Origin of the sequence: Puia sp. P3, from assembly GCF_050632245.1 — a bacterium.
Lineage (GTDB): Bacteria > Bacteroidota > Bacteroidia > Chitinophagales > Chitinophagaceae > Puia.
In genome coordinates this window covers 7,667,959-7,693,641 of record NZ_CP192583.1, presented here as the reverse complement: position 1 = coordinate 7,693,641, position 25,683 = coordinate 7,667,959, and the positions used below count along the sequence as shown (strand labels likewise).

Annotated in this window: 29 protein-coding genes and 3 pseudogenes; 9 read left to right on the top strand and 23 right to left on the bottom strand. The window is 55.3% G+C overall.

Annotation, left to right across the window (positions count from 1 at the left end; translation table 11 throughout):
* Positions 1–17: 17 nt before the first annotated feature.
* The 8 genes and pseudogenes from ACQ86N_RS48450 to ACQ86N_RS48415 all read right to left on the bottom strand — a co-directional run bounded on the left by ACQ86N_RS48450 (position 18) and on the right by ACQ86N_RS48415 (position 6,017).
* Complete coding sequence (locus tag ACQ86N_RS48450; RefSeq protein ID WP_431213337.1) at positions 18–854, bottom strand: Mur ligase family protein; 837 nt, start codon at positions 852–854, stop codon at positions 18–20.
* Positions 844–1,782 (bottom strand): TerC/Alx family metal homeostasis membrane protein, encoded by a 939-nt coding sequence (locus ACQ86N_RS48445; RefSeq protein ID WP_431213336.1) that lies wholly within the window; start codon positions 1,780–1,782, stop codon positions 844–846. The genes ACQ86N_RS48450 and ACQ86N_RS48445 overlap by 11 nt, the downstream gene beginning before the upstream one ends.
* 27 nt (positions 1,783–1,809) lie before the next feature.
* The gene (locus ACQ86N_RS48440; RefSeq protein WP_431213335.1) at positions 1,810–2,856 is read right to left on the bottom strand and encodes a Gldg family protein; all 1,047 of its coding nucleotides are present in this window, start codon (positions 2,854–2,856) and stop codon (positions 1,810–1,812) included.
* Between the two features lie 8 nt (positions 2,857–2,864).
* A complete protein-coding gene (locus tag ACQ86N_RS48435; RefSeq protein WP_431213334.1) occupies positions 2,865–3,149 on the bottom strand; it encodes a hypothetical protein in 285 nt (94 codons plus the stop codon).
* A gap of 118 nt (positions 3,150–3,267) precedes the next feature.
* A complete protein-coding gene (gene gldF, locus ACQ86N_RS48430) occupies positions 3,268–4,242 on the bottom strand; it encodes a gliding motility-associated ABC transporter permease subunit GldF (protein WP_431213333.1) in 975 nt (324 codons plus the stop codon).
* A 641-nt stretch (positions 4,243–4,883) separates the two neighbouring features.
* On the bottom strand, positions 4,884–5,651 hold the full coding sequence (locus tag ACQ86N_RS48425; protein ID WP_431217908.1) for a cysteine desulfurase family protein: 768 nt from the start codon (positions 5,649–5,651) through the stop codon (positions 4,884–4,886).
* A gap of 103 nt (positions 5,652–5,754) precedes the next feature.
* Positions 5,755–5,889, bottom strand: a pseudogene (locus ACQ86N_RS48420) (aminotransferase class V-fold PLP-dependent enzyme); the annotation flags it as partial.
* Positions 5,847–6,017 carry an aminotransferase class V-fold PLP-dependent enzyme gene (locus ACQ86N_RS48415; protein WP_431213332.1) on the bottom strand — a complete coding sequence of 57 codons (171 nt, stop codon included), beginning with the start codon at positions 6,015–6,017 and terminating at the stop codon, positions 5,847–5,849. The gene ACQ86N_RS48415 and the pseudogene ACQ86N_RS48420, both read right to left, overlap by 43 nt.
* A 22-nt stretch (positions 6,018–6,039) precedes the next feature.
* Here ACQ86N_RS48415 and mce point away from each other — a divergent pair.
* Positions 6,040–6,440 (top strand): annotated as a pseudogene (gene mce / locus ACQ86N_RS48410) (methylmalonyl-CoA epimerase).
* A gap of 1 nt (position 6,441) precedes the next feature.
* Here mce and ACQ86N_RS48405 read toward each other — a convergent pair.
* The 7 genes and pseudogenes from ACQ86N_RS48405 to ACQ86N_RS48375 all read right to left on the bottom strand — a co-directional run bounded on the left by ACQ86N_RS48405 (position 6,442) and on the right by ACQ86N_RS48375 (position 13,368).
* Positions 6,442–7,623 carry a T9SS type A sorting domain-containing protein gene (locus ACQ86N_RS48405; protein ID WP_431213331.1) on the bottom strand — a complete coding sequence of 394 codons (1,182 nt, stop codon included), beginning with the start codon at positions 7,621–7,623 and terminating at the stop codon, positions 6,442–6,444.
* A 221-nt stretch (positions 7,624–7,844) separates the two neighbouring features.
* Positions 7,845–8,474, bottom strand: a complete 630-nt coding sequence (locus ACQ86N_RS48400) for a T9SS type A sorting domain-containing protein (RefSeq protein WP_431213330.1) — start codon at positions 8,472–8,474, stop codon at positions 7,845–7,847.
* A 148-nt stretch (positions 8,475–8,622) separates the two neighbouring features.
* Positions 8,623–9,072, bottom strand: a complete 450-nt coding sequence (locus tag ACQ86N_RS48395; protein WP_431213329.1) for a hypothetical protein — start codon at positions 9,070–9,072, stop codon at positions 8,623–8,625.
* A gap of 258 nt (positions 9,073–9,330) precedes the next feature.
* On the bottom strand, positions 9,331–10,455 hold the full coding sequence (locus ACQ86N_RS48390; protein ID WP_431213328.1) for a T9SS type A sorting domain-containing protein: 1,125 nt from the start codon (positions 10,453–10,455) through the stop codon (positions 9,331–9,333).
* 394 nt (positions 10,456–10,849) lie between these two features.
* Positions 10,850–11,590 (bottom strand): ribonuclease III, encoded by a 741-nt coding sequence (gene rnc / locus ACQ86N_RS48385; RefSeq protein ID WP_431213327.1) that lies wholly within the window; start codon positions 11,588–11,590, stop codon positions 10,850–10,852.
* A gap of 116 nt (positions 11,591–11,706) precedes the next feature.
* Positions 11,707–12,964: pseudogene (gene fabF, locus ACQ86N_RS48380) on the bottom strand (beta-ketoacyl-ACP synthase II).
* Between the two features lie 167 nt (positions 12,965–13,131).
* Complete coding sequence (locus ACQ86N_RS48375) at positions 13,132–13,368, bottom strand: acyl carrier protein (protein WP_038103191.1); 237 nt, start codon at positions 13,366–13,368, stop codon at positions 13,132–13,134.
* Positions 13,369–13,601: 233 nt separating this feature from the next.
* On the opposite strand from ACQ86N_RS48375, the gene ACQ86N_RS48370 reads away from it, so the two are divergent.
* Positions 13,602–14,030 (top strand): GNAT family N-acetyltransferase, encoded by a 429-nt coding sequence (locus ACQ86N_RS48370; protein WP_431213326.1) that lies wholly within the window; start codon positions 13,602–13,604, stop codon positions 14,028–14,030.
* Positions 14,031–14,074: 44 nt separating this feature from the next.
* On the opposite strand, the gene ACQ86N_RS48365 is transcribed toward ACQ86N_RS48370, so the two are convergent.
* The 5 genes from ACQ86N_RS48365 to ACQ86N_RS48345 all read right to left on the bottom strand — a co-directional run bounded on the left by ACQ86N_RS48365 (position 14,075) and on the right by ACQ86N_RS48345 (position 17,629).
* On the bottom strand, positions 14,075–14,422 hold the full coding sequence (locus ACQ86N_RS48365; protein ID WP_431213325.1) for a DUF4870 domain-containing protein: 348 nt from the start codon (positions 14,420–14,422) through the stop codon (positions 14,075–14,077).
* Positions 14,423–14,459: 37 nt separating this feature from the next.
* On the bottom strand, positions 14,460–15,035 hold the full coding sequence (locus ACQ86N_RS48360) for a TRCF domain-containing protein (RefSeq protein WP_431217907.1): 576 nt from the start codon (positions 15,033–15,035) through the stop codon (positions 14,460–14,462).
* 175 nt (positions 15,036–15,210) lie between these two features.
* On the bottom strand, positions 15,211–15,969 hold the full coding sequence (locus ACQ86N_RS48355; protein WP_431213324.1) for a helicase-related protein: 759 nt from the start codon (positions 15,967–15,969) through the stop codon (positions 15,211–15,213).
* Complete coding sequence (locus tag ACQ86N_RS48350; RefSeq protein ID WP_431213323.1) at positions 15,935–16,837, bottom strand: CarD family transcriptional regulator; 903 nt, start codon at positions 16,835–16,837, stop codon at positions 15,935–15,937. Before ACQ86N_RS48350 ends, ACQ86N_RS48355 begins: the two co-directional genes overlap by 35 nt.
* 105 nt (positions 16,838–16,942) lie before the next feature.
* Positions 16,943–17,629 (bottom strand): hypothetical protein, encoded by a 687-nt coding sequence (locus ACQ86N_RS48345; RefSeq protein ID WP_431213322.1) that lies wholly within the window; start codon positions 17,627–17,629, stop codon positions 16,943–16,945.
* Here ACQ86N_RS48345 and ACQ86N_RS48340 point away from each other — a divergent pair.
* Complete coding sequence (locus ACQ86N_RS48340; protein WP_431213321.1) at positions 17,628–17,882, top strand: hypothetical protein; 255 nt, start codon at positions 17,628–17,630, stop codon at positions 17,880–17,882. The genes ACQ86N_RS48345 and ACQ86N_RS48340 overlap by 2 nt on opposite strands.
* A 272-nt stretch (positions 17,883–18,154) precedes the next feature.
* Here the strand turns inward: ACQ86N_RS48340 and ACQ86N_RS48335 are convergent, their stop codons facing one another.
* Positions 18,155–18,658 carry a hypothetical protein gene (locus ACQ86N_RS48335; RefSeq protein WP_431213320.1) on the bottom strand — a complete coding sequence of 168 codons (504 nt, stop codon included), beginning with the start codon at positions 18,656–18,658 and terminating at the stop codon, positions 18,155–18,157.
* A 119-nt stretch (positions 18,659–18,777) separates the two neighbouring features.
* Here ACQ86N_RS48335 and ACQ86N_RS48330 point away from each other — a divergent pair, with 119 nt between their 5' ends.
* The 6 genes from ACQ86N_RS48330 (at position 18,778) to ACQ86N_RS48305 (ending at position 23,384) form a co-directional block, all read left to right on the top strand.
* On the top strand, positions 18,778–19,218 hold the full coding sequence (locus ACQ86N_RS48330) for a hypothetical protein (RefSeq protein ID WP_431213319.1): 441 nt from the start codon (positions 18,778–18,780) through the stop codon (positions 19,216–19,218).
* Positions 19,187–20,461 (top strand): S8 family serine peptidase, encoded by a 1,275-nt coding sequence (locus ACQ86N_RS48325; protein WP_431213318.1) that lies wholly within the window; start codon positions 19,187–19,189, stop codon positions 20,459–20,461. Before ACQ86N_RS48330 ends, ACQ86N_RS48325 begins: the two co-directional genes overlap by 32 nt.
* A 68-nt stretch (positions 20,462–20,529) precedes the next feature.
* Entirely contained in the window at positions 20,530–22,566 is a 2,037-nt protein-coding gene (locus tag ACQ86N_RS48320) for a GEVED domain-containing protein (protein WP_431213317.1), read from the top strand.
* Positions 22,567–22,661: 95 nt separating this feature from the next.
* Entirely contained in the window at positions 22,662–22,949 is a 288-nt protein-coding gene (locus ACQ86N_RS48315) for an FAD-binding oxidoreductase (RefSeq protein WP_431213316.1), read from the top strand.
* Positions 22,934–23,161: a hypothetical protein gene (locus tag ACQ86N_RS48310; protein WP_431213315.1), complete on the top strand. Its 228-nt coding sequence runs from the start codon at positions 22,934–22,936 to the stop codon at positions 23,159–23,161. The genes ACQ86N_RS48315 and ACQ86N_RS48310 overlap by 16 nt, the downstream gene beginning before the upstream one ends.
* Before the next feature lie 55 nt (positions 23,162–23,216).
* Positions 23,217–23,384 (top strand): hypothetical protein, encoded by a 168-nt coding sequence (locus ACQ86N_RS48305; protein WP_431213314.1) that lies wholly within the window; start codon positions 23,217–23,219, stop codon positions 23,382–23,384.
* A gap of 128 nt (positions 23,385–23,512) precedes the next feature.
* Here ACQ86N_RS48305 and ACQ86N_RS48300 read toward each other — a convergent pair whose 3' ends face one another.
* On the bottom strand, positions 23,513–23,725 hold the full coding sequence (locus tag ACQ86N_RS48300) for a hypothetical protein (RefSeq protein WP_431213313.1): 213 nt from the start codon (positions 23,723–23,725) through the stop codon (positions 23,513–23,515).
* A gap of 487 nt (positions 23,726–24,212) precedes the next feature.
* A complete protein-coding gene (locus tag ACQ86N_RS48295; protein ID WP_431213312.1) occupies positions 24,213–25,652 on the bottom strand; it encodes a glycine--tRNA ligase in 1,440 nt (479 codons plus the stop codon).
* Between the last annotated feature and the right edge of the window lie 31 nt (positions 25,653–25,683).

Sequence of the window (25,683 nt, the reverse complement as noted above, 5' to 3'; positions counted from 1 at the left end):
CTCGATGGAGGCGTCGTCTATAAAGGGAAGGGAGAAGGATACTGCCGGTCCGGCGACCGTTGTCCAGCCGTCCTTTTTTCTATCCTGCCGATCGGCATGGCGGCGCCGGGCTTTGAGCCCCATGCGAAGAGACGGGTGTTGCCTTTGGCGTCCCAGCCGGCGATGGCGCTGACCGTCTCGGGCTGGTCGTTGCAATAGATGAGGACTTCCGCGTCTTTAAAAAGGTTCAGTTTCTCCGCGGCCTTCTCCGCCCGGCTGCCGAAGCCTTCGCTGTGCGCTTCTCCGATGTTGGTGAACAGGCCGATGGTCGGCCTCACGACGGGTTGAAGTCTGCGCATCTCCCCACGGCGCGAGATACCGGCCTCGAAGATGGCCAGCCCGTGGACGGGCTGCAGCTGCCAGACGCTGAGAGGAACTCCCGTCTGCGAGTTATAGCTCTTGGGGCTGCGAACGATATGGTATCGGTCTTCCAGCAACTGGTTGAGCCATTCTTTTACGGTGGTCTTGCCGTTGCTGCCGGTGATGCCGATCACGGGAAGGGAGAACTGCATGCGGTGGAAGGCGGCCAGCCGCTGGAGCGCGGCCAGCGGGTCGTCGACCTCTATGAAGTTGGCGTCGGTGAGATCAGCCGCAGGCTGGGCGGAGACGACGAAGTTGCGAACCCCGCGGCGGTAGAGCTCGGCAATGAACTTGTCCCCGCTGCGTCGCGGACCCTTCAATGCAAAGAAAAGTGAAGTACCCGGAAAGATAAGCCGGCGGCTGTCCAGCAGCAGATGCTCGATACTATCCCCGTGCCGCGGGCCGCTAAGCGTCCCGCCCACGATGGCCGCTATATTGGCAATGCTATACGCCACCCGATCCTCCGTTCTTTCGTGTTGACCACATGGAATAGCCGATCCCGCCCGAGATACAGACCAGTATGACCAGCAGGGAAATATATACGGGGATCTCGATATCGAAAAATTCCACCAGCATCTTTATACCCACAAAGACCAGCACCACAGCAATGCCCTGCTGCAGGTGACCAAATCTGTCGATCGCACCGCGCAGCAAAAAGAACAACGACCGCAGCCCCAGCACCGCAAAGATATTCGACGTATAGATGACGATCTTCTCCTGGCTGATGCCAAAAACGGCGGGGATCGAGTCCACCGCAAAAACGATATCCGTCGTTGCCAGCAGCACCACCACGACGAACAGGGTTGTATAACGGCGCTTCCCGTCCAAAAGAATCCTAAACTTTCCACCGCCGTCGCCGCCCGTCAGCGGCAGGAAGCGTTTTAAAAATCTGTACACGCCATTCTCCTCCACGTCCATCTGCTCTTCGTGCCTGGCGAAGAACATCGACACGCCGGTATAGACCAGCAGCGCGCCAAAGACATACAGCAGCCAGTGGAATTTCGCCACCAGCGCAATACCTACCGTGATAAAGATGATGCGAAGAACGATCGCCGTCAGGATCCCGATGAGGAGTACCCGGCCATAGAACTCGGCTTTGACCTTGAAGAAAGTAAAGATGAGGATAAAGACGAAGATATTGTCAATGCTGAGGCTCCACTCCATCAGATAGGCACTGACGTATTCGAGGGCGATCCTGTGTCCGTCCTCGTACCAGAGGAAGCCGAAGAAGAGCATGGCCAGGCCCACCCAGAAGGCGGTCTGGATCAGCGCCCGTTTGATCGTGACCGTAGTCCCTGTCTTACTTAGCAGGCCCAGGTCGAAAATAACTGCCAGAATGAGTACGATGCCGAATGCCAAATACGATATCTGCAAAGGATCCATGCGCCTGATTATGGGCTAAAGGTACGATCACTTGCCGTATTTCCTGCGGCGTACCAGCTGATAAATATATCCGCCCAGAATGACCAGTATCAAAGGGAGAGCGATGTTGATGAACTGCCAGGTCGTGCGGTCTCTGTCCACCTTCACCGTATCGAGCAGACGTAGCGTAAAGTCCTTGCTCCTGGTCTCGAGTATGCGGGACGGGTTGACCATATATTCGAGGCTGTTCTCTATGAAATCGCGGTTGGCGAAAGTATAGTTGTTGTCACGGCTAAAGCCCAGCGGAAGGGGGCCGCGCTGTGTCATCTCGTTCATAAAGATATCCGCGTCCGAACAGACGATGACTCGGGAGGCACTGTCGGCCTCCCGGAGAAAGGGCTGGTGGTAGATATTGGCCAGGCTGTCGGCGACGGCGGCGGGTACGCGGTTGGCGAACAGCGAATGGAATTTCCCTTCCAGCAGCATGGCGACCGGAATATTGGAAACGTTAAAGTATCTGGGGTCTTCCTTGTACTTCAGTACTTCGAACGTGATCAGCGCGGGGGTACTGACCGTGCGGGAGTTGGCGGAACTGTGGAGCAGCACGGTCTTTTGTATACCCGGAGCCTTCACGGTGTCGATGGAGTTGGCGAACTGCGCGTATACAGGGTCGAGATTTTTTGATATGGGGTGGGTCACGCTGCCGCTGAGCAGGGGGAAATAAGGCCAGTCGAGGTTTTCGAACTGTTCTTTGTCTCCCTGTTTGCCCACGCCGATGCGGAGGCTCGCGCACTGCTTGTCCTCTATCAGGTCCTGATTGACGCGGACGCCGTATTTGAAGAACAGGTCTTCGAGGTCGAGTCCGCGGTCGTAGGCGACGGTCTGCTGGTTGAGGCTGAGGCTGTCCTTTTCCGCGTGCAACTCGTCGATGGCCCAGATGATGCGGCCGCCGTGCATAAGGTACTGGTCGAGGGTCAGCTTCTCCCGTTCGGTAAATTTCCCGGTGGGTTTGACGATGACGAGGGCCTTGTATTTGGTGGGGATGACGGCCATGCTGTCCAGCGGGACGATGCCGAGCCGGTAGTTGCTGCGCATGTCTTCGATCAGCTCGTAAACTCTGTAGTCCAGGGTTCGCCGTTGCCTCTGACGTAGCCGACCAGCGGCACTTCCTTTTCCATCAGCTTGTCGATGGCGCTGCCGAACTTGTATTCGAGCAGCGTTTCGGCGTTGGTGTATAGCTGTTCTTCTGGCTGGCCTTCGCCGCCGACCTGGACGCCGCGGAGCAGGTTTACCGGGTAGATATGGTCCTTATAGTGGATGATCGCGGCCGGGATGACGAGACGCTGACTCTGTTCTTCGCCTTTTTTCGCCTGGGCTACCTGGGTCATCGGTTGGATACCGAGGCCACGAAGGGAGTCGAGGAAGGTCGTTTTTGCCGAGTCGTCGAGGGTGGCCAGCGGGTCGAAGGCTCTTACGCGGATCTTGCCGTCGCAGTATTCGTTGAATTCACTGGAGCAGTTCGTCGGTGCTTTTGGCCAGCTTGCGGATTCCGGCCTTGAGGTCGCCGGCCAGATAAAGGTCGATCTGGATATCGTCGTCTACTTTGGACAGCAGTTCTCTCGTGGGTGCGCTCAGAGTATAGCGGTGTTCCTGGGTGAGGTCGGCCTTCGTATGGAGATGCGAGGCCAGGAGATTGACGCCGGCCAGCACGACGATTAGAATAACAGGGCCGCCGGCAAACCACCTGAGCTTGCCGGAGACACGACGGGCGAGGAACCGGTTGGTCAGGTATAAAAAGAGGCAGATCACGCTTGCGAAGTACAGCAGGTCGCGGGTGTCGATGACGCCACGGCTGATGCTGCGGTAGTGGAAGTCGATGCCGAGCATGGCGATATAGTAGTCCAGGCCGGCGGCAAACGCGGGGAGTGCGCTGACGGCGCTGAACCCGCTGTAGAGCAGGAAGCAGGAGAATGCGGCTACGATGAAGGCCACCACGGCATTGGAAGTGAAGCTGCTGCACCAGATGCCGATGGCGGTGAAGACGGCGGCGAGCATCAGCAGGCCGATATAGCTGCCGGTGGTTGCGCCCGTGTCGAGGCCACCCTGTCCGGAAAGACGTTGAATACAAAGGAAGTAGACGAGGGTCGGGAGGAGGGCGACCACGACTACGATGAGGGAGGCCAGGTATTTGCCCACCACGAGGCGGGTGCGGGTAAGTGGGGTCGTCTGGAGCGTCTCGAATGTGCCGGTCCGGAATTCATCGGAGAGGCTGCGCATGGTGATCGCGGGTATCAGGAGCAGGAGTATCCATGGCGCCAGCTCGAAGAATTTGTCGAGGGTGGCATAGCCGTAGGAAAGGATATCCGTATCCGGAAAAACGAATAAAAGCAGGCCGTTCAATAGTAAAAAAACGACGATCGCGATATATCCGGTAAGACTGCTGAAGAATTGGCGGAGTTCCTTTTTACATACTGCCCACATAAACGTAAAAATAAACTGTTTAATCGTTCAAATGCGAATAGTTATTGTGCCCTCAGGACAGGATTGGCTCAATATTACATATGATAATAAATAAAATGTGGAAAACTGAGCTAAATAAGATGCGGAGAAAAATGCTTTATATGGAAGATATACTTATATTCGCATGCTCTTATAGAATAACCATCCTTCGAAAAATATATTTCACGGTGAGGTCCACAAAGACATTTAACCGAAACCAACTGCATGAAAAATCCGCCCCTGAAAGGCGGGTTTTTTGCTTTATAACATCTTCTCTTTCTTTTCCTTTCTACATATGCTGCTGGCTTATATCCGATGGATGCTGCGGGGTCCCCGGGGGTAGTGATGTAGTAATGATGTAGGCTGGATCCGAGGGGTATTTTTCAATGGATGAGGGGGTATTTGAAGATTTCCGGTGGGATAATTTTCCTTCAGATAGGGTCCGCCTGCCGGTTTTTTCGAGCCTACAAACACATTATATTATTTTCATATTATCGAATTATAAAAAATGATATGTTTATTCCGGTCTCGATTTAGCCCATGAAATCGGTTGCCGGATGGCCGGTCTGCCTATTTTCCTTCCTTATACATCTCCCAGAGTATGCTTTTTTCCCGTAATCGTGCTACTTCGTCGCTGATTCTTTTGATCGCGTAGTCAATTTCCTCTTCGGTGGTCCAGCGGCCGAGTCCGAGGCGGAGGCTGCTATGGGCCAGGTCGTCGCCGAGGCCCAGCGCCTTGAGCACATAGCTGGGTTCCATGGAGGCGGAGGTGCAGGCGGAGCCGGAGGAAAGGGCGATATCCTTGCCGAGTCCCGCCAGAGCGCCTGTCCATCGATATGACTGAACGATATATTGGTCGTCTGCGGCAGGCGGTGGGTGCGGCTGCCGTTGATATGGGCGCCTTCGATGGCGAGGATGCCGGATTCGAGCCGGTCGCGGAGGCTGGCGGTATGGGTCGCGTCCTTTTGCATTTCTGCTGCGCAGAGGGCGGCGGCCCTGCCCAGGCCGACGATGGCGGGGACGTTGAGGGTGCCGCTGCGCATGCCTTTTTCGTGGCCTCCCCCATCCATCTGCGCGGTCAGCCTTACCCGGGGGTTTCTCCGGCGGACGTAGAGGGCGCCGATACCCTTGGGCCCGTATAGCTTGTGCGCGCTGAGGGTCAGCAGGTCGATTCCGTCCTTATTCACGTCCACCGGCACCTTGCCGACGGCCTGGGTGGCGTCGGTGAAAAAGAGTACGCCGTGTTTACGGGCTATATTGCTGACAGCCGGTATGGGTTGTAGGACGCCGATCTCGTTGTTGGCGTACATAACGGCGATGAGGATGGTGGTGGGTCTGATGGCGTCTTCCAGCTGCTGGAGGTCGATGAGTCCCTCCGCGTCGACGGGCAGCCAGGGTGATCTCGCCGCCGAGCTTTTCGATATGGTGACAGCTGTCGAGGACGGCTTTGTGTTCGGTGACCACCGTAATGATATGATTGCCTTTGGAGCGATACCCTTCGAAAACGCCCTTGAGGGCCAGGTTGTCTCCTTCGGTGGCGCCGGAGGTGAAGACGATCTCTTCGGGTTCGGCGCCTATGAGAGCGGCTACTTGTTCGCGTGCCTGACTGACCGCCTCTTCCCCTCCCATCCGAAGATATGGCTGCGGCTGGCCGCGTTGCCGAATTTCTGTGTGAAATAGGGCAGCATGGCGTCCACGACGCGGGGGTCGCAGGGGGTGGTGGAGTTATAGTCAAGGTATATCGGTAACTTTACCATTCAACAAAATTACCAAAAGTCCATGCAAAAAGTCGAACACATCGGTATCGCCGTCGGGGACCTGGCGGTTGCGGTTCCCCTCTTTGAACGTTTGCTGGCTAGTCCCTGTTACAAGACAGAGGAGGTGGAGAGCGAGCGGGTGGCGACCGCCTTTTTCCGGAGCGGCGAGACCAAGATCGAGCTTCTGCAGGGGCTTGATGCCGATAGTGTCGTTTCGAAGTTCGTGGCGAAGCGGGGGAAGGGATGCACCATATCGCTTTTGCGGTGGAGGATATTCACGCCGAGATGCGGCGCCTGGCGGCCGAGGGCTTTACCCTGCTGAATGCAGAACCCAAACCCGGGGCCGATAACAAGCTGGTCTGTTTCCTCCATCCGAAGGATACCGCGGGGGTATTGGTGGAGTTGTGTATGGATAGGGGTTAGACTAGCGTATTACAAACGACGACGTATAGTGTTTACCCGATTGCGGATTGGTTGCACGGACAAAGTAACTGCCGGCGGAAAGGCGTCGCACGAAGTTGACGCGTATGCTATTTTGGTTGAGGTAATAGTTGCGCTGTACGAGACTTCCGTCGGCGGCGAAGATATCTATCTGCCAGTCCTGGGCGTCGCCGGGAATGGCCAGGTTGATAAAGTCGGAAGGCGGATTGGGATAGATAGAAAAGGCGCCGCCGCCGCCACTGCCGTCGAGGTCCACGCTGCGGACTTCGGACCAGGTCGCTGTACCGTCGGTCTCTATCTGACGAAGCCGGAAATAGATCCTGCCCGTAGCCGTCGGTGGGACGGAGTAGACGTAGAGATAGCTGGCGTCGTTCATGCTGGCGTCGGAGGGAGTCGAGCCGGTGATGGCAAATTCCTGTCCCGGGAGCGCAACTTCGATATAATACTTGCGACCGGGTTGTTCGTTGGCCGTGATCCATTTCAGGTCGACCTTCTGGTTGCTCTCTTTCTCCGCGGTAAAATTGAGGATGTTCGAAGACAGCGTCGTCGGGTTGCAGAAATTATAGGTGACCGAAAAAGTGATATTGTCGGAGAGCGTCGGCGAGACCGTCACGCCGGTTGGGATAAAGTTATTGGTGAAGAACGTCGAGGTATAGCTGATATTCAGGTTACCCGATCCCTGGTACACATTGGTCAGCGTGGTAGGGTTGGTGATCGTGGTGGTGAACAGGTTGCTGTTGTCGAAGGTGTTCATCGGGCCGTTGGTTGCATTGTCGGTCGGCGTCCCCTGAGCGGTCAGCATCGTTTCGTCAAAATCGTATTCGTTATTCCGGTTGACGGCGGTCGAGCCGTTGACCTTTACGTTGTCTGTCCGGCTGACGCTCGGAAAGAAGTCCTGAAAAAATGCGGTGGTATTCTGATAGGAAATGGTGGTTCCTGTGGTAGCAGTCGAAGAAAGCACGGCAGATAAAAAGGTATAGCCGCCGGGACTGGGGTTGAACTGGGGCATCGTGAACGTATAGACGGTGGTGCCGCCGCTGCTCATCGAATTGCTGTAGGTGGAAGACATGGCTACGCTGCCGCCAGGGCATTGAGCCTGAATAAATTTGGGTGTAAGAGAAGAGATGACGTATAGGATCGCCATCAGCAATGGGGCTTGTGACACCCCAGATACTTGGATTTTGCGCCGTTTCATACAGGTACGTGTTAATAGGGGTAACCGTAATAATAACTGATAACTGGCGCGGTTTATTACACTATACTAAGTAGGATTACGTGGCCCCGGGGCTAAAACAACCATTTTTACATAGGAGAAATACCGTAAGCCCTTTTAAATGAACGTATAAGGGATGATATTTAAAAGAGATTAAAATTTGGGCGTTTTTCTTAATGACCGGTCACGATAAATGACGAAGTAAAATTCCTCTGCCCCCTGAGGTCAAAAGCCCGTACGAAATAGGTGCCGGCGGACATTCTGGACCGGAAGTTTACGCGCATGGTGCTTGCCTGGAGGAAGGTCTCGCGCTGGACGAGGCTGCCGTCTGCCGCCAGGATATCCACCCGCCAGTTGCCGGTCGCACCGGTGCTGACGCTTATGAAGTCGGTGGCCGGATTGGGATAGACCCTTATTCCCTGTGCGTCAGCGTCTATCCTTACCTGTTGTATCGTCGAGTAGGAGATAGAGCCCTGGTCGTCGATCAGCAGGCGGTAGTAGAAACTGCCGGAAGATCCCGCAGTCGGGCTGCCGGTCGAACTACCCGACGGGCCGCCGGGGAGGACATCCGACAGGCTATAGTCCGGGTTATTGTCATTCCTTGCCGGTATTATGGCTATATCGCTGAATGATCGTCCGTCTGTGCTGCGCTGGACATGATAGACGCGGCCGGCCGTCTCATTGACTGCCGACCAGTCCAGTTGTACTGTCCGGGGTTGCTGCAGCCGTGCCGTCCAGCGGGTCAGGCTGGTAGCCAGCGTCCCGCCGGCCTTGCAATAGAGGTATTGCAGCGAGAACTTCATCGTATTATAGATATCGGCCCCGTAAGAGTAGTACGAGCTGGGATATGAGCTCAGGGTCGTATAGGTAAAAGAGGTATAGCTGATGTTGACCTGGCCCGTGCCGAGGAATGGGGCGACTCCGCCGGTAATGCTGTCGCTGGTGACGTGTTTATCGAGAAAGGTGAAGGGCGCCTGGGAGATGGACTGGCCTGGGGCAAGGGGATAGGTACCGATCAGGCTGGGGCGGATAGCTACCGGTAAAGGTGGCGCCCAGCTGCGGGCTGGCGAACTGCTCCTGCTGGCCGATGAGCAGCAGAAAAGTGGTCGGATGGCCGTCTACGTTGCCGAGGGTGAAGGAGTATTGCGAGCTTACTTCGGAAGATAGTTTTACAGATACGAGGAGACCGGAGTCGGGGTTCCACATCGGGAATTGCACGTTGACGGCGTTGTAGCTGCTGCCGGAGAATGTCGTATCGTAGTTGCGGATGCCGAGATTGTTGTTACACTGGGCGGACGAGCCGTAGTGGAAGATGGTCGCCAGACATATGACAAGACCCGCCTTTATCGCGCGGACGCGTGCAGCTGTGATCCTGGGCCAGGTGCCGGTGCTCGGTTTCATGGAGTAGTGGGATATTGGATGAATAATAAACCAAAATTCACATTATTTATTTTATGTACCCTCGTGAAAGAGGGCAAATTCCCGTTTTTACGAGGGAGTACCTAGGAAGGTTTAGAGGGGAAGGGGTGTGAACCGCGGGGCGGTGGGTGTGAAACGCGGGGCGGTGGGTTTGAACCGCCCGTGAACCGCAGTTACAGGCATAAAAAAAGACCGCCCCTCTCAGGGCGGTCCGCAAAAAACTATTTTTGAATCTCGCTATTACTTGGAAATCAGCAACTTAGACACCTGCTTCGAGCCATCGGCTCCGACGACTACGATCAGGTAGTTGCCCTGGGGATAGGAGCTCACAGACAGCGCTACGGTGGAGCCGGCACCGCTGGTTACGGATCTTTCCAGCAACAGCTGGCCGGACTGGTTCATCAGGCGGATAACCGCGCCCTGACCACCGATGGCGCTGCTGGCCACGGTTACATTCACATAGTCATGTGCGGGGTTGGGATATACGCTGACCGAAGTGATCAGACCGTTACGCACGGCTTTTACCTGGGAATAGGCATATTTTCCGTCCCTGTCTACCAGCTGCAGGCGGTATTCGGCGGTGCCGGCGACAACCTTGCTATCGGTAAAGGAATAGTTCAGGGGCTGGGAGGAGTTGCCGTGGGCGGCTACGGTGCCAATGGTGCTCCAGTGTGCGCCTGCGTCGTTGCTGCGTTCGACGTCGAAATGGTCGGAGTTGGACTCGAGAACGGTCGTCCAGTCGAGGTTAACCGAGCCGTTGTCCAGCGACGCGCTGAAGTCGAACAGGATGATGGGCAGGGTACCGTTGGAATTCAGCTCGACAGCACCTGTCAGCATCGTTGCACCCGCACCGTAAGACGGGACAGCAGCGGTGCCGAGGCGGGGCAGGTACGCATAGGGAGGAGTCGCGTCGGGCTGCGAAACAGCCAGGAATAGTCCGTCCTGTTCGCCGGTATTGGTGGCGTCGATGGACGCGTTGGCCGATCCGAGAATAAGTTTCACGCCGTCTCCATAGTACATATTAATGTTATTGTGGGCAGTCTGAGGAGTGGGGTTATTGGGGTCGGTGACGGTCTGGTCGAAGATCAGCTGCGTGGTCTGGCTGGATCCGGCGGTGCCGATCTGAAGAACAGAGGGGCCGTTGAGCAGAAGGCTGGCGTCCATATGTACGGTTACGCCGTCATTGATCACGACCTGACAGTTGTTGCAGACGGGAGAAGGGGCTACCGTGGCCCAGACGGAGTTGGGACCTGTACCCGACCAGTTGCCGGATCTGACGGCGGTATAAGTGACCTGTGCGTTGGCGGTAGTGGCGGATAGGGCGAGGATGATCGCTGAAGTTGTTAAAGAGTAAAGCTGTTTCATGTTCACAAAAAAGTTATGTAATTGAATGTGGTTATCGCGTCGCATGACAGGGATGTTCCTGGTTCGCGCGGAGGTAAACCATAGTCAATAATGGATTTTTGGTCCATAGCCATAAATGGATTGATAAACAGCTTTTGCAGATGTATTGGATCTAAGGGTCAGTTTGCGGACTTCGTTTGGTCCGCCATATTGCACGGTTATACTGTTCGAAAATTATCCGACAGGTGGTTTTAACATTAAATGGAAGGATGATTGGGTACTTACGCCGTCAAGGAAGAGTGTCCTTTTTGGATTCAACGTATTGAGGCAATAAAATTAGAATAAATCCAGGAATATGCAAGCATTCCGGCAAAATTTACGAAATCATGATACGAATTGCTTCAAACAGTGGGGACTAAGCGCCATCTTCGGGGTCGGCTATCTTGTTGAGACCCAGTTTGTCAAGGGCCAGCTGGGCGGCGATTTGGCTGGCATCCTTTTTATTGTAGGCCTTACCCTGGGATAACAGTTCTCCATCAACTACGGCGCCGACGGTGAAGAGTCTGCGACCGCCTTCGATGCGTTCGTCGAGGGTTTCAAATTCCAGATTTTTGCCGTTCTTGTTGGCCCACCCGTAGAGTTTGTTCTTGTGATTGATCTCGAGGTTTTCGAGATCGTCGAGGAAGAGATAGGGCTGGATGACCCTTTCCACGACCCACTGGCGCGTCTTGTCGAAGCCCTTGTCGAGGTAGATGGCTCCGACGATGGCCTCGAGGGTATTCCCGAAGATCTGGCTCATCTTCAGGCTGCTGTCGAACTTGTTGAAGTTGCTGATCTTTTTGAGACCCATCTTGATGGCGATCTCGTTCAGCTGGTTACGGTTCACCATCTTGCTGCGCATTTCCGTCAGAAAACCCTCTTCCTTATAGGGATATTTCTTGAACAGGAAGTCGGCGATGATGGCGCTGAGGATGGCGTCGCCAAGGTATTCGAGACGTTCGTTGTTCTCGTCTGCGCCGTCCTTTACCGAGCGATGGGTGAGGGCTATTTTGTATAATACCGCCTTGCTTGGGACAAACCCGAGCACGTTACGAAGCTGTTTTTTGAATGAAGCGGCGCTATCGTCGCCCTTTAGAAGGCCTTTCAGGATTCCCACATTAACAAGCTACAATTTTTTTAAACCACTAAAAAATTTATTGTTTGGCTGCTGTCCCCATTGGGATGCAGGCACCCGGCAAGGGTCCAATCCGACGATGAGCCGCCCTTCGGAGGCTATTGTCCGTCATACTTCCGGACAATGACGCAAGCGTTATGCCCCCCAAATCCAAAAGTATTACTTAAAGCTGCCCGCACGGTCCGTTGCTGTGGTTTCCAGAAAGTAAAGTTGAGCCGGGAGTCCAGCTCGGGATCATCCGTGATATGGTTGATCGTGGGTGGCACCTTATCGTGGACTACGCTCATGATGCTGGCGATGGCTTCGATGACGCCGGCGGCTCCCAGACAGTGACCGGTCATGGACTTGGTCGAGCTGATATTCACGTTGAACGCGTGCTCCCCGAATACGTCCATGATGGCTTTTATCTCGGCCGTGTCGCCCAGCGGCGTCGAGGTACCGTGCGTGTTGATATAGTCGATATCCGTAGGCTGCATGCCCGCGTCCTTCAGCGCGGCCAGCATCACGTTCTTGGCGCCCAGTCCTTCCGGATGGGGGGCCGTCAGGTGATAGGCGTCTGCCGTTGCACCACAACCGACGATCTCGCAGTAGATCTTTGCTCCGCGGGCCTGGGCGTGCTCCAACTCTTCCAGCACGAGGACTCCGGCGGCTTCGCCCATGACGAAACCATCCCTGTCCTTGTCGTAGGGGCGGCTGGCCGTCTTGTAGTCGTCGTTGCGTTCGCTGAGCGCCTTCATTGCGTTGAAACCACCGACGCCGGCTTCGCTGACGACGGCCTCCGAACCGCCACTTGATGACGATGTCGGACATACCGAGACGAATGAGGTTGAAGGCTTCCATGATGGCGTTCGTAGAGGAGGCGCAGGCGCTGGTAACCGCGAAATTGGGCCCGCGAAAACCGTGGCGCATCGAGATATGACCCGCCGCGATATCCAGGATCATCTTGGGAATAAAGAACGGATTAAATCTGGGAGTGCCGTCACCCTTCGAGAAGTTGATCACTTCTTCCTGGAACGTGATGAGACCGCCGATGCCGCTGGCAAAAACTACGCCGACGCGGTCGGGGTTCATCTTTTCCTTGTCGATGGCTGCGTCGCTGATCGCCTCATCGCTGGCCGCGAGCGCGATCTGCGTATAACGGTCAACCTTACGGGCTTCTTTCCTGTCAAGGTACTGGAGGGGATCGAAACCTTTCAGTTCGCAGGCGAACTTGGTCTTGAATTTCGAAGCATCGAACAGGGTAATAGGATCGGCACCGGACACGCCATTCATCAACCCATTCCAATAGGCTTGGGCATTATTACCTATCGGAGTGAGGGCGCCGATGCCCGTAACAACAACTCTTTTCAATTGCATAGAGGACTTTTCCCAGGATTTTTGTCTGCTTCTTCCAACCAGCCGGTTGTATGACCCACGTAGTTGAAGGATAAATCCGCCTTCTAAGCCAAATTCTTGAACTTGAAAAGGCGGATCCAATAAATTGTTCCAAAAAAGCTATAAGCGCAGTTAACGGCTGTATTGACTTATTTAGCGTGTTCTTCCAGGTAAGCGATAGCCTGACCTACAGTGGTGATGGTCTCAGCCTGCTCGTCCGGGATGGAAATATTAAATTCCTTTTCGAATTCCATGATCAATTCGACGGTGTCCAGAGAGTCTGCACCCAGATCATTAGTGAAGGAAGCTTCGTTGGTTACTTCGGCTTCTTCTACGCCCAGTTTATCAACGATAATCTTTTTAACCCTTGTAGCGATGTCTGACATTTTTGTAAATTTTAGTTATACGGCTGCAAAAATAATACTTCCCGGCAAATCCGAACAAATGGGCCAATTTTTAATTTTGACCCATTTTTCCCATTGTTCGAATTTTTTGCTGTCTGGAATTGTAAAAATAAATACCTTCGGCCTTCCCGGATTGCCTGCCTCAACGGGGCTTGAACCGGCTATTAATGACTGTCAGCCCCCTCCTCAGGGGTTGACCCGAAACAAGTAACAGCATGGCGCTTAGGATGATAGATCATGGAACGAAGGAATACCAGCAGATGGTAACCTTGCGCAACGAGATATTGCGGAAGCCGCTAGGGCTGTCCTTTACAAAGGAGGATCTGGACAAGGAAAAGGAAGATATTCTGATGGGCGCCTTTGAGGACGAGAAGCTCCTTGGCTGCTGTCTTCTGACCCGCGTTGATCCGACAACTGTCCGCCTGCGTCAGATGGCGGTCCCCAATAGCATGCAGGGGAAGGGCGTGGGCCGCGCCCTGATGATCTTTGCGGAGAACATCGCCCGCGACCTCGGCTATAGGAAACTATGTATGCACGCGCGCAAGACCGCCATCGGCTTCTACCAGAAGCTCGGCTATTCGATCACGGGTGACGAATTTGTCGAGGTCACCATTCCACATTATATAATGGAGAAGGCCCTTTAATTCCCCAGGTCCCAGGGGCCGGGTCCCAAAAGGACCGGAGAGGACTACTTTATCAGCCGGATATTGAAGGGATAGCGGTAGATCTTGCCTTCGCTGCCCTTGATCGCACCCATGATACAGAAGATAAAGCTGCAGACCCAGACGACAGCCAGCAGGAACAATCCGATCAGTATCGCGCAAAGGATACCCGAAACTATATAGGCAATAAAGAGGGTGATCTGGAAATTCAGCGATTCCTTCGAGTTCTCGGCTACGAACTGGGATTCATCTTTTTTGACGAGAAAAATGATCAAAGGACCGATAAAGCCACATACGATCGGCAGTCCGTGAGCAAGGGCGCTCATCGTCTTCTCGTCGCTGGTCGGCGCGCTAAGCGGGTATTCTTCTGCCATAAATTCAGGATTTTAGGTCGTTGAATATACTGATTTTTCAACGAATGCCGCCATTCTTTTTAGGAACCCGAGGATGTCGCCCATCGACTTCATGTCGTCGACCACCAGCAGGAAATTCTTTTCCGGCCTGCTTGAGTTTGGCCTTATTGGTGTGCTTTTGCAGGTATTCCAGGATCAGCCTGAACGTGTCCGATTCAAAATAAGGCGAGTCCGGACGGTTGATAAAATAGCAGCGCAGGGTCTCCTCCTTGAGGATCAGCTTTTCAAAACCCAGGCCCACGGACAGTTTGCGGATGCGGACGGTATCGAACAGGTCGTCCACCTGCGGCGGGATCGGGCCAAAACGGTCGATCATCTCGCTGTGGAATTGCTGCAGCTCTTCTTCCGTGCCGCAGTTGTCCAGCCGCGTATACAGGCTCAGCCTTTCCGTTATGCTTTCGACATAGCTGTCCGGGATGAGGATCTCGAGGTCCGTGTCGATCGTACAGTCCTGGACATAGTCCTCCTGTTTGGAGATCTCTTCCTTGAACAACTCGCGGAATTCGGTCCGCTTCAACTCCTTTATCGCCTCTTCGAGGATCTTCTGGTAGGTCTCGAAGCCGATGTCCACCATGAAGCCGCTCTGTTCGCCGCCGAGCATATTGCCCGCGCCGCGGATGTCGAGGTCGCGCATGGCGATCTGGAAGCCGCTGCCGAGGTCGCTGTGCTGTTCGAGAGTCTGCAGCCGCTTGCGAGAATCCGTGGGAAGGGTCGCCAGCGACGGCGCCAGCAGGTAGCAGAAGGCTTTTTTATTGCTCCGCCCTACCCTGCCCCTGCAGCTGGTGAAGGTCGCTGAGGCCGAAGTGGTGGGCGTTGTTGACGATGATCGTGTTGACGTTGGGAATGTCCACGCCGCTCTCCACGATATTCGTACACACGAGGACGTCATATTTCCTGTCGATGAAGTCGAGGATCTTATCCTCCAGCTCGCTGCCTTCCATCTGGCCGTGGGCATAACCGATGCTGAGGTCGGGGCAGAGGCCCTGGATGATCGCCGACATTTCCGCCAGGCCCTGGACGCGGTTATAAATGAAGAAGACCTGCCCGCCCCTTTCCGTCTCGTAGTAGATGGCGTCGCGGATAAAGTCTTCGTTGTAGCCGTGCAGTTCGGTCTGTATCGGCTGCCGGTTGGGCGGCGGGGTATTGATGATGCTGAGGTCGCGCGCGCCCATCAGGCTGAACTGCAGTGTACGGGGTATGGGTGTAGCGGTCAGGGTCAGACAGTCGACGTGCGTCCGAAGGGTCTTGATCTTCTCCTTGTGCGCCACGCCGAATTTCTGTTCTTCGTCGATGACCAGCAGGCCGAGGTTTTTGAATTTTACCTCTTTGCCCAGCAGCGCGTGGGTGCCGATGATGATGTCGATCTCGCCGGCCTCGAGCTTTTTCAGCGTTTCCTTCTTCTCTTTGGAGGACTTGAATCTGTTCACATAGTCGACCCTGACGGGAAAGTCCCTGAGGCGTTCGCTGAAGGTCTTATAGTGCTGGAAGGCCAGGATAGTAGTAGGCACGAGTACCGCGGCTCTGGCGAGAGTCGCAGCAGGTCTTGAATGCCGCGCGGATGGCTATTTCCGTCTTGCCAAATCCGACGTCGCCGCAGACAAGCCGGTCCATGGGAGAAGGCGATTCCATATCCTTCTTTACGTCCCCGGTGGCCTTGCTCTGGTCGGGCGTGTCCTCGTAGATAAAGGATGCCTCCAGCTCGGTCTGCATATAGTTGTCCGGCGTGTGGGCAAAGCCTTTCTCGGCCTTGCGCTGCGCGTAGAGTTTGATGAGGTCGAAAGCGATCTCCTTTACCTTTGTCTTTGTCTTCTCCTTTAGTCGTTGCCAGGCGTCGCTGCCGAGTTTGTTGACCTTGGGAACCGAGCCTTCCTTTCCGGTATACTTGGAGATCTTGTGGAGCGAGTTGATATTGACGTACAGGATATCGCTGTCCTTATAGATGATCCGGACGGCTTCCTGCAGGCGGCCGTTGGCCTCGATCTTCTGCAGACCGCTGTAAACACCCACCCCGTGGTCGATATGCGTGACATAGTCGCCAGGCTGCAGTTCGCGCAGCGTGCGAAGCGTGATGGCCTTGTTCTTGTTGTAGGCCTGTTTGACCTTGTACTTATGGTAGCGCTGGAATATCTGGTGGTCGGTATAGCATACCAGCCTCAGGTCTTCGTCGATAAACCCTTCGTGGATATTCAGCGGTACCGGTGTAAAAGCGATCTGTGCCTTCAGGTCTTCGAAGATGGTATACAGCCGCTCGAGCTGGCGGGGGTTCTCCGCGAAGAGGTAGAGGACGAATTTCTTATTCTCCCATGACTTCAGGTCCTTTATCAGGAGGTCGAACTGGCGATTGAAGGAGGGCTGTGGCTTTGTATGGAAGTCCACTACAAAGGCGTCGGGCCGAGGAGGCGGCGGAGGGTCCGAACTCCACCGCGTGGAAGCGCTGCAACTGGCGCTCTACGTCTTCCGCGGTCACAAACTCGTCCTTTGTCACCTCTCTTTTTCCAGCTTGTCCTCGTCGCCATCGATCGAAGTATCGGGCGGCAGGGCCCGGCGGTTGCGGGATCCGGCTTTTCCGGCGGGGCGGGAGCTCTCGTCGGCCAGACGGGCCGCCTGCATATCGCGCTCGGCCTGTACCCCCTCGAGGAAGAGCTCGAGGTCTTCTTCCTGGATGGCCAGTCTTTCCCGGGTAAAGGCCCAGTCCTGCAGCCAGATTACGGTATTTTCCGGGAGGAATTCGAGCAGGGAGATCTTTTCGCCGCTGTCCTGCCGGTTCTCTACGTTCGGGATGATATTCACCTGGAGCAGCTTGCGTTCGCTGAGCTGGGTCTCGGGGTCGAAGATGCGGATCGAGTCGACGTCGTTGCCGAATAGCTCGACGCGGTAGGGCTTTTCGTTGCCGAAAGAATAGATGTCGAGGATGCCGCCGCGGAGGGCGAACTGTCCGGGTTCGTATACGAAGTCGGTGCGCTCGAAGCCTTTGTCCACCAGCTTGCCCAGCAGGCCGTTGAGGTCGAGGGTATCGCCGGCCTTGAGGGAGATGATATTCTCCGACAGGGCTTCCGGGAGGACCACCTTTTCGAAGAGGGCCTCGGGATAAGTAATAATCAGTTTCTTGGCGGTGAGATGGCTTTTTGTCTGGGCAGAGAGGCGGGTGAGGGCCTCGGTGCGGAGCATGACATGGCTGCTGTTCAGGGAGCCGGTAGTTCTTTTTATTCTTGAAGGAAGAGGGAAAATAGAAGAGGTCGAGGGCGCCTGTCAGGCTTTCTACCGTATTGTGCAGGTATGCCGCTGCTTCTGCGTCCTCACAGACGACCAGGTGGTTGAGCTGACTGGTGGTTTCGTTGCGGAAGACCGAGCTGACGAGGAAGGCGGGCGAGCTACCCTGCAGGTTCCTGCAGGCGATCCGTTGGGGATTGGACATAAGTAGCCTGTCCGCCAGCTGAAAAAGGCGGGGAGAATGCGCAAATGCTCCAAGAAGAACCTCACTATTCATTTCCGGCGCAAAGATACGAAATCCTCGCCGGAGATTCGCTGTTCCGCCAGGCGCCGGTCCGAAAATCCGGGGGACGCCGGCAATCAACCGGCCGGGCAAAGCAACCGGGGACGTTAAAATGCCGTAAACTTAATAAACAGCTTTATGATCGGACTCTACACTGCACGTGACCTGGGTCATCTTCCCGGGTAAAACTTCAACCGGCGCTATATGGTTCTTTTCGTCCCTTTGGGAAGCATAGAACAGCTGGCCTTTTTTGGTGAAAACAGAGTAAGTCCCCGGCGGTAAATACACCTGAAAATGTCCTTTTTCGTCCGTCGTGACCTGGCGGACGAGGGGGTAAGGATTGTCCGGTAGTGGGTAGGGTCCGCGTGGACGACCTGGCTTTCGGAGGTGAGTTGGAAGATACATACTGTGGCGCGGATTCCGCGGCCGGGCGATTTTTTGCGGCTGGGGGCCGGCATCTGGTTGCCGCTGAGGGAGTAGACGGTGCCGGTGATGCCGGATTTTTGGGAAGTGTCGCAGGGGTGGGTGTCCCGGTGCCCGGGTTGGCGGCCGGCGGTGAAGTCCAGGGGGTAGGTGGAGGCCGGGACGGGGCTGTCCGGGGACTGGCCGGAGGCCGGGACCAGGCGGGGGCTGGCGGGGTCGTCCGGGGCGGAGAGCAGACCGGCAAAGGCCGCGATAATGGGTACAATAATTGGTAAAAGCATAAATACTGTAATTTTAGAAAAGTTTTAAATACTTCTTATGAACAATTGCCGGGTTACCCTGCTGATGTCCGTGTCCTTTTTTCTCCTCTTACTTTCCGGGCTCCAGCTGAGCGCACAGGTTGTACCCAATAAGGCCGGATTACAGAAAGCCGGTCAGGCCCAGTGCATTAAAAGAGGCGGCATTCCGCCAGATCCTCACAAGAACAGCGCAGGAAAGGGGTTGGCCGCTGACCCTGCGGAACAAAAAGGGGCGGCTGGCCTATCTCAGGGGTATCAATGCAAGCGGCCTGCCCATATATGTTACCACCACCGACAATATAATATCTGCTGCCACGATCGGGACTAATAAGATATGGCCCGGGGGCACGGCGGGTCTCACGCTGAACGGCAGTACGGCTGCACTGAAGGGGAAGATCGCCGTCTGGGACGAGGGGGGTCAGGACTACCCACGTCGAACTCACCGGCCGGGTCGTACAGAAGGACCATCCGGCTACCCTGAGCGACCACTCCACGCACGTGACGGGGACGATGATCGCTGCCGGCGTGAATCCGCTGGTTAAAGGTATGTCTTTTGGAGCGCAGCAGCTGCAGGCCTACGATTTCGACGGCGACCAGTCGGAAATGATAGCCGCCGCCGCCGGTGGCCTGCTGGTCTCCAACCACTCGTATGCCGATATCGCGGGATGGTATTTCGACAACGACCTGCAGCGCTGGGAGTTCTGGGGCAATCCGGGGGATACGGTCGACATCCGGTTTGGCCTCTATGACGCGGACACGCACGCCTGGGATACCATCGCCTATGCCGCGCCCAGCTATCTGATCTCTAAAGCGGGTGGGAACAGCCGCAACGATAGCGGCGCCGCGGTCGGTCAGACCTACTACAGGATGAATGCCCAGGGCTCCTTTATCAATGCCGGCGCACGCCCGGCGGGTATCAGCAACAACAACGGGTATATGTCCATTCCCACCTATGGGAATGCCAAAAACATCCTGACCATCGGGGCGGTTAACCCCATCCCGGGTGGATACAGGAGTCCTTCCGACGTGGTGCTGGCCGATTTCAGCAGCATCGGGCCGACGGGCGACGGGCGGATCAAGCCCGACCTGGTGGCGGACGGGATAAATGTCCTTTCCACGGTGGCCACGGCGGACAACGGATATGACTATATGAGCGGGACCTCCATGGCAACGCCGGCGGCGGCGGGATCGTCCTTTCTCCTGCAGGAATATTATTTTAAACTGCACAACTCTTATCTCCTCAGCAGTACGGTCAAGGGTCTGATGATCCATACGGCCGACGAGGCCGGCAATGCGCCGGGTCCCGACTATTCCTTTGGCTGGGGACTTATCAATATGCAGAAAGCCGCGGCCGTCATCACTGACGACAACGCAGCCAGCAAGAGCCAGCAGATCATCGAAGGCAAGCTGACCAGCACTACGGCTTCGACCTATGTGATCACGGCCAGCGGAAAGACGCCTGTCTTTGCAACGCTGTGCTGGACGGACGTTCCGGCCAACCCTGCCACGATACCGGCCAACTCCCATAATTTCCGCGACGCGGGTATCAAGCTGATCAATGACCTCGACCTAAAGATAACCGACAATGCTACCGGCAAGGTCTATCTGCCCTGGGTACTGGACCCGAACAATCCGGGCGCCCCGGCGGGTAAGGGTGACAATATCCGCGACAACGTGGAAAAGGTCGAGCTATCCGACAGCCTGATCCCCGGCAGACAGTATACTATCTCTGTCAAATCGAAGAATGCACCTATCGGCGCCGGGGGCCGGGCTTTTCGCTGCTGATCAGCGGCGGAGGTGGAACGGCGGCCTGCGATTCCAGGTCCAGCGCCAACGGGGCGGACATCACGCATGTGACCATCGGCAGTTTCAGCAACCCCACTCCTACCGGGGCAAGCTGCCGTAACTATACTGACTACACCGGGCTGCAGGCGATCCCGCTGCCGGTGGGGTCCACAATACCGTTCTCCATCATCACGGACAACTGCAACGTCGCGACCGACAATTCGCGGATGTTAAGGGTATTCGTTGACTTTAACAACGACGGGATATTCGATCCCGCAACGGAGGTAGCCTATCAGACGCCGACGGCGCCGCAGCACGGGACCATCTCCGGCAGCCTGACCATCCCCACGACGGCCGTCGCGAAAACATATGCCCGCATGCGCATCATCGTCGAGGAGACTACCGATCCCAACGCCATCCAGCCCTGCGGTACTTATGGAGCTGGTGAAACGCAGGACTACCGGGTAGTCTTCGGCTATTCGGCCAACGACGTCGGCGTGTCCGCCCTTGAATATCCCACGCAGACGATCTGCAGCAGCGACTCCCAGCTGGTGTCGGTGCGTATTCACAACTATGGCTCGGCGAATCAGGCAGCCGGGATCCCTGTAACCACCACCATTACGGGCGGCGCCAGCCCTGTTACGCTGACGGCCGTCTGCAAAGACAGCATCCCTTCGGGCGGGGAGGTTGTCTTTACCTATAACACGGCCTTCGCCACGGTGGCCGGCACTACCTATACCATTGTCAGCAAAACGGCTCTGTCGGGCGACCTCAATACTTCCAACGACAAGGATACGGCGGTCATTATCGTGAACTCGCAGGGGTCGGCAGGGACAGGTTCGGCCACGGTCTGCGGCACTACTTCGGCTTCCGTGCTGCTGCACGCCAACACCAGCGGCATCGACGTACCGCTGTGGTATGAGACCGCTACGTCCACTACGCCGCTGGCTGCGGGGAACAATACGACGACGACCGTTATCCCTGCGGACAAGACCTATTATCTCGGCGTCAATGACCTTGTGGCAAAGGGCGGTGCGCCGAACAAGACCGTCTTTACGCCGACGGGTACGAATCAGGGCGCCTATTTCCGTCTGGGAGGCAATTTCATGATGATCTCCACCTATGTGCCGCTGACGATAGAAAGTGCAAAAATGTATATCGGTCATTCGGGGAAGATCACCGTGACGCTGGCAACGCTGCTGAACCTGACCTGGAATTCGGCGACGAGTTCGAACAACTACAGTTTCCAGCCGCTGTACAGCACGACCTTCGACGTCTTTGCGACGAAGCTGGTGCCGGACAGTTCGTTCCAGATCAACGTCCCGACCTCGGACAATACCGATACGGGGGCGACCTACCTGCTGAACATACCCGTCCCGAATCCCGGTAATTATATCCTGATCACCGACTGTTCGCCGACGACGAATGCCTTCCTCAATGTCAATATCAACAAGGACCCGTATCCGATAACCATACCGGGTGTATTCTCGGTGACGGGGAATGATTTCCGGGACGGCAAGTCCGACAGTATCGCCTATTCGCACAAGTTCTACTATCCCTTCTACAATATGGGGATCCGGCTGATGGGCTGTCCGACGCCGCGTACGGCGGTCACGGCCCAGACGGAAGCGTCGCCGGCGGTCACGCTCAACGGCAAGCTGCTGTCGAGCAGCTCCGCGACGAACAACCAGTGGTATGTCAACGACTCATTGCTGGAGGGTCATACCGGGCAGACGGATACGGCGTCCATACCGGGTCTCTATTATACCGTGGTTGCGGATCCGGCGACCGGCTGTCAGCTGACCTCGAATAAAGTGAGCTATACGCCTTCGGGCGGCGATCCCAATGACGCTATCGGGCTCAAGTTCTGGCCGGTGCCTGCCAAATACTATTTAAACCTGATCTTCTACATGGCCTCGGCGGCCAATACCAGCGTTAGTCTGACCAATATGCTGGGGCAACGGGTCTTTGAGGAGGACTATGCGGATTTTTCGGGGCTCTATTCCAAACAGATACCCACCGGCAATCTTTCTTCGGGGATCTATACCCTGCAGATAATCCACGGTGGTCAAACCTGGCATAAACAGTTATCGGTAGTGAGATAATTCCGTAAATTTAGGATGCGCTCTTTGTGGGAGTTTAGGCTACGCCCTCTTTGGGAGGCCATTGTCCACCGGGGCGCATCTTAAATTCTAACGGTATGCTTCAACCCTGGCAAACAGGTAAAATCATTCGCATCGAGCAGGAAGCTCCCGCGACGCGTCGCTTTTGGATACAGATGCCGGATCTGGCATCATTCGACTTTGAGCCTGGACAGTTTGTAACGCTCGATCTGCCGATCCACGAAAAGCCTAACAAACGGGTGCGGAGTTATTCGATCGCTTCCTGGCCCGACGGGACAAATGTTATCGAGTTGGTGATCGTGTTGCTGGAGGGGGAGCCGGTACGAATTATCTGTTCAATCAGGTGGGGGTGGGAAGCGAGCTGACCCTGCGGGGTCCGCAGGGAATTTTTACGCTGCCTGAGGTGATCGAAAAGGACCTTTTCTTTATCTGTACGGGGACGGGTGTCGCTCCGTTCCGGGCGATGAGTCATCATATCCTGAACCATAATATTCCCCACCGCGACATCTATCTGATATTCGGCTGCCGGAATTTCTGCGACTGTTTGTATCAGAAGGAGCTGGCCGACCTCGGCTGAGCGGATACCGGCCTTTCACTATATACCTACTTTTTCGAGGGAGCAGGCGGGTCCGTTGATCCGTACGGGGTATGTCCATGCCATTTATGAGGAGATCTGTCAGTCGAAGATGCCGGCGAATTTCTTTCTGTGCGGGTGGAAGAATATGATCGATGAGGCCAAGCAGCGTATACAGGCGCTGGGGTACGACAGGAAATCTATTCACCAGGAATTATATGGTTGAGTCAGTGAGACCGGGGTCGTCAGGTGCTGAGTGGTCCCGCGGAACCTGGGCGGTCCTGCGGAATTGCTGGGTCCGCCGATCGTCCGGATCGTGCGAACCTTAGTCGGGGTCGCGGGAATCGCGGAGGACTATTTGGTGGCCTTTTCTTTGGTCTCTTTGGACGGATTGATTTTCATCGGGATGACCGGGCTGCCACGGCTCTGCTGAACGCGGGATTCGAGTTCGACGAGGGCCCTTTGTGATTCGAGGGTTTCCTGGTGGCTGCTCAGGAGTTCGGTTTCGAGTTTTCTGAGCTTGTCTTCAGTTTTATAGATTTTGGCGCGGCCGACGAGATAACCCATGAGAACACCGGCGAAGAGAGAGGCTAAGGATAATAGGGTTGATTACAACATCAAACGTAAACGTAAAAGGCATTGTAATTAAATTATTTAAGGTTCTGTAAAGAGAACGGCCTTCCAAGTACTAGCGGCAGAGTTATTCAGGGGATAGTGGACAAGCATTCAGCACTTTATCCAGTGGCCAAATATAGCGATAAATAAATTGAAAAGCCCAACAAAACCGCAGCATTTATTTATCCATAGATGTTTATTTTTTTGATGCAGCGATTTCAAAAATTTTGTTATAGGGGTGTCCTTTAGGGGTAGGTTGACGTAGTGGTTCACGCGATTCACGCGCGAGGTGAGGGTGTGGTTCACGTGAATTGACCCCGCCCGATCGCGCGGTTCACGCGGGTGGTGTCCGTGTGGTTCACGCGGGTACCCCAGGAGGTTAATGGAACTCCCCTGTGGGGTATGATTCACGCGGCGAGACCAGCGGGTGAGACCGGTGCTAGATCAATTGTCCGTTGACGATAGACGCTATGGCGCTGACGGGTATCCTCTCCTGGGCCATGGTGTCGCGGTGGCGGATCGTAACCGTCTGATCCTCCTTGGTCTGGTGGTCGACCGTGACGCAGAAAGGGGTGCCGATGGCGTCCATCCGGCGGTAGCGCTTGCCAATGGCGTCTTTCTCCTCGTAAAAGCACTTGAAGTGTTGTTTGCACGTGTCCATGATCTCGCGGCCGATCTCGGGGAGTCCGTCCCTTTTGGTGAGGGGCAGAACCGCCAGTTTGATGGGCGCCAGCTTCGGCGGGAACTTCAGTACCACACGGCTGTCCTGTTTTTCGGGAGTGCTCAGGTCTTCTTCCGTATAGGCCTGACTGAGGACCATCAGCACGGTCCTGTCGAGACCGATGGAGGTTTCGATCACGTAGGGGATATAGTTCTGGTTGATCTCTGAATCGAAATACTGCATTTTCTTCTTGCTGTATTCCTGGTGATTTTTGAGGTCGAAGTCTGTCCGGGAATGGATGCCTTCCACTTCCTTGAAGCCAAAGGGGAACTCAAATTCGATGTCGCAGGCCGCGTCGGCGTAGTGGGCCAGCTTGATATGGTCGTGGAAACGGTATTTCTCAGCGGGGATGCCCAGTCCAAGATGCCACTGCATACGCGCCTGCTTCCAGTGCTCGTACCATTCCTTCTGTGTGCCAGGGCGGATGAAGAACTGCATTTCCATCTGCTCGAACTCGCGCATCCGGAAGATGAACTGACGGGCGACGATCTCGTTGCGGAAGGCCTTGCCGATCTGTGCGATGCCAAAGGGGATCTTCATCCTGCCCGTCTTCTGGACGTTGAGGAAATTGACGAAAATACCCTGGGCGGTCTCGGGACGGAGATAGATCTCGCTGGCTTCTTCGGAAACGCTGCCCAGCTGGGTAGAGAACATGAGGTTGAACTGTCTCACATCGGTCCAGTTGGAGGTTCCGCTGACGCCGCATTTTATTTTCTGGTCTTCGATCAATTTCTTCAGGCCCGCATAGTCGCTTTCTTTCAGCAGCCGGTCCATTTCGGTCTGGAGGGCGTCGGCGTCGGCCTTTTTGCCGTCATTCTCCAGGGCTTCGATACGGGCTTCGATGAGGTGATCGACGCGATACCTTTTCTTGCTATCCTTGTTGTCGATCATCGGGTCGCTGAAATTGTCCACGTGGCCGCTGGCCTTCCAGGTCATGGGGTGCATGAATATGGCAGCGTCGATACCAACAATATTTTCCTGCAGCTGGGTCATGCTCTTCCACCAGTGATCCTTGATGTTCTTCTTCAGCTCGCTGCCCCACTGACCATAGTCATACACCGCGCTGAGCCCGTCATAGATCTCACTGGAAGGGAAGATAAAGCCGTATTCTTTGGAATGCGAGATGATCGCCTGGAATTTGTTCGAATCATTTGCCATAGGCGGCAAAGATAAAGGACCCGCCCGAAAA

What these genes read in the sequence shown, in the direction of transcription:
- ACQ86N_RS48445 (WP_431213336.1), bottom strand. Translation starts at nt 1,782, where the DNA reads ATGGATCCTTTGCAGATATCGTATTTGGCATTCGGCATCGTACTCATT.
- ACQ86N_RS48440 (WP_431213335.1), bottom strand. Translation starts at nt 2,856, where the DNA reads ATGCGCAGCAACTACCGGCTCGGCATCGTCCCGCTGGACAGCATGGCC.
- ACQ86N_RS48435 (WP_431213334.1), bottom strand. Translation starts at nt 3,149, where the DNA reads ATGACCCAGGTAGCCCAGGCGAAAAAAGGCGAAGAACAGAGTCAGCGT.
- gldF (WP_431213333.1), bottom strand. Translation starts at nt 4,242, where the DNA reads ATGTGGGCAGTATGTAAAAAGGAACTCCGCCAATTCTTCAGCAGTCTT.
- ACQ86N_RS48415 (WP_431213332.1), bottom strand. Translation starts at nt 6,017, where the DNA reads ATGGTAAAGTTACCGATATACCTTGACTATAACTCCACCACCCCCTGC.
- ACQ86N_RS48400 (WP_431213330.1), bottom strand. Translation starts at nt 8,474, where the DNA reads ATGAAGTTCTCGCTGCAATACCTCTATTGCAAGGCCGGCGGGACGCTG.
- ACQ86N_RS48395 (WP_431213329.1), bottom strand. Translation starts at nt 9,072, where the DNA reads ATGAAACCGAGCACCGGCACCTGGCCCAGGATCACAGCTGCACGCGTC.
- ACQ86N_RS48390 (WP_431213328.1), bottom strand. Translation starts at nt 10,455, where the DNA reads ATGAAACAGCTTTACTCTTTAACAACTTCAGCGATCATCCTCGCCCTA.
- ACQ86N_RS48375 (WP_038103191.1), bottom strand. Translation starts at nt 13,368, where the DNA reads ATGTCAGACATCGCTACAAGGGTTAAAAAGATTATCGTTGATAAACTG.
- ACQ86N_RS48370 (WP_431213326.1), top strand. Translation starts at nt 13,602, where the DNA reads ATGGCGCTTAGGATGATAGATCATGGAACGAAGGAATACCAGCAGATG.
- ACQ86N_RS48365 (WP_431213325.1), bottom strand. Translation starts at nt 14,422, where the DNA reads ATGGCAGAAGAATACCCGCTTAGCGCGCCGACCAGCGACGAGAAGACG.
- ACQ86N_RS48360 (WP_431217907.1), bottom strand. Translation starts at nt 15,035, where the DNA reads ATGGTGGACATCGGCTTCGAGACCTACCAGAAGATCCTCGAAGAGGCG.
- ACQ86N_RS48340 (WP_431213321.1), top strand. Translation starts at nt 17,628, where the DNA reads ATGACATGGCTGCTGTTCAGGGAGCCGGTAGTTCTTTTTATTCTTGAA.
- ACQ86N_RS48345 (WP_431213322.1), bottom strand. Translation starts at nt 17,629, where the DNA reads ATGCTCCGCACCGAGGCCCTCACCCGCCTCTCTGCCCAGACAAAAAGC.
- ACQ86N_RS48335 (WP_431213320.1), bottom strand. Translation starts at nt 18,658, where the DNA reads ATGCTTTTACCAATTATTGTACCCATTATCGCGGCCTTTGCCGGTCTG.
- ACQ86N_RS48325 (WP_431213318.1), top strand. Translation starts at nt 19,187, where the DNA reads ATGATCGCTGCCGGCGTGAATCCGCTGGTTAAAGGTATGTCTTTTGGA.
- ACQ86N_RS48315 (WP_431213316.1), top strand. Translation starts at nt 22,662, where the DNA reads ATGCTTCAACCCTGGCAAACAGGTAAAATCATTCGCATCGAGCAGGAA.
- ACQ86N_RS48300 (WP_431213313.1), bottom strand. Translation starts at nt 23,725, where the DNA reads ATGGGTTATCTCGTCGGCCGCGCCAAAATCTATAAAACTGAAGACAAG.
- ACQ86N_RS48295 (WP_431213312.1), bottom strand. Translation starts at nt 25,652, where the DNA reads ATGGCAAATGATTCGAACAAATTCCAGGCGATCATCTCGCATTCCAAA.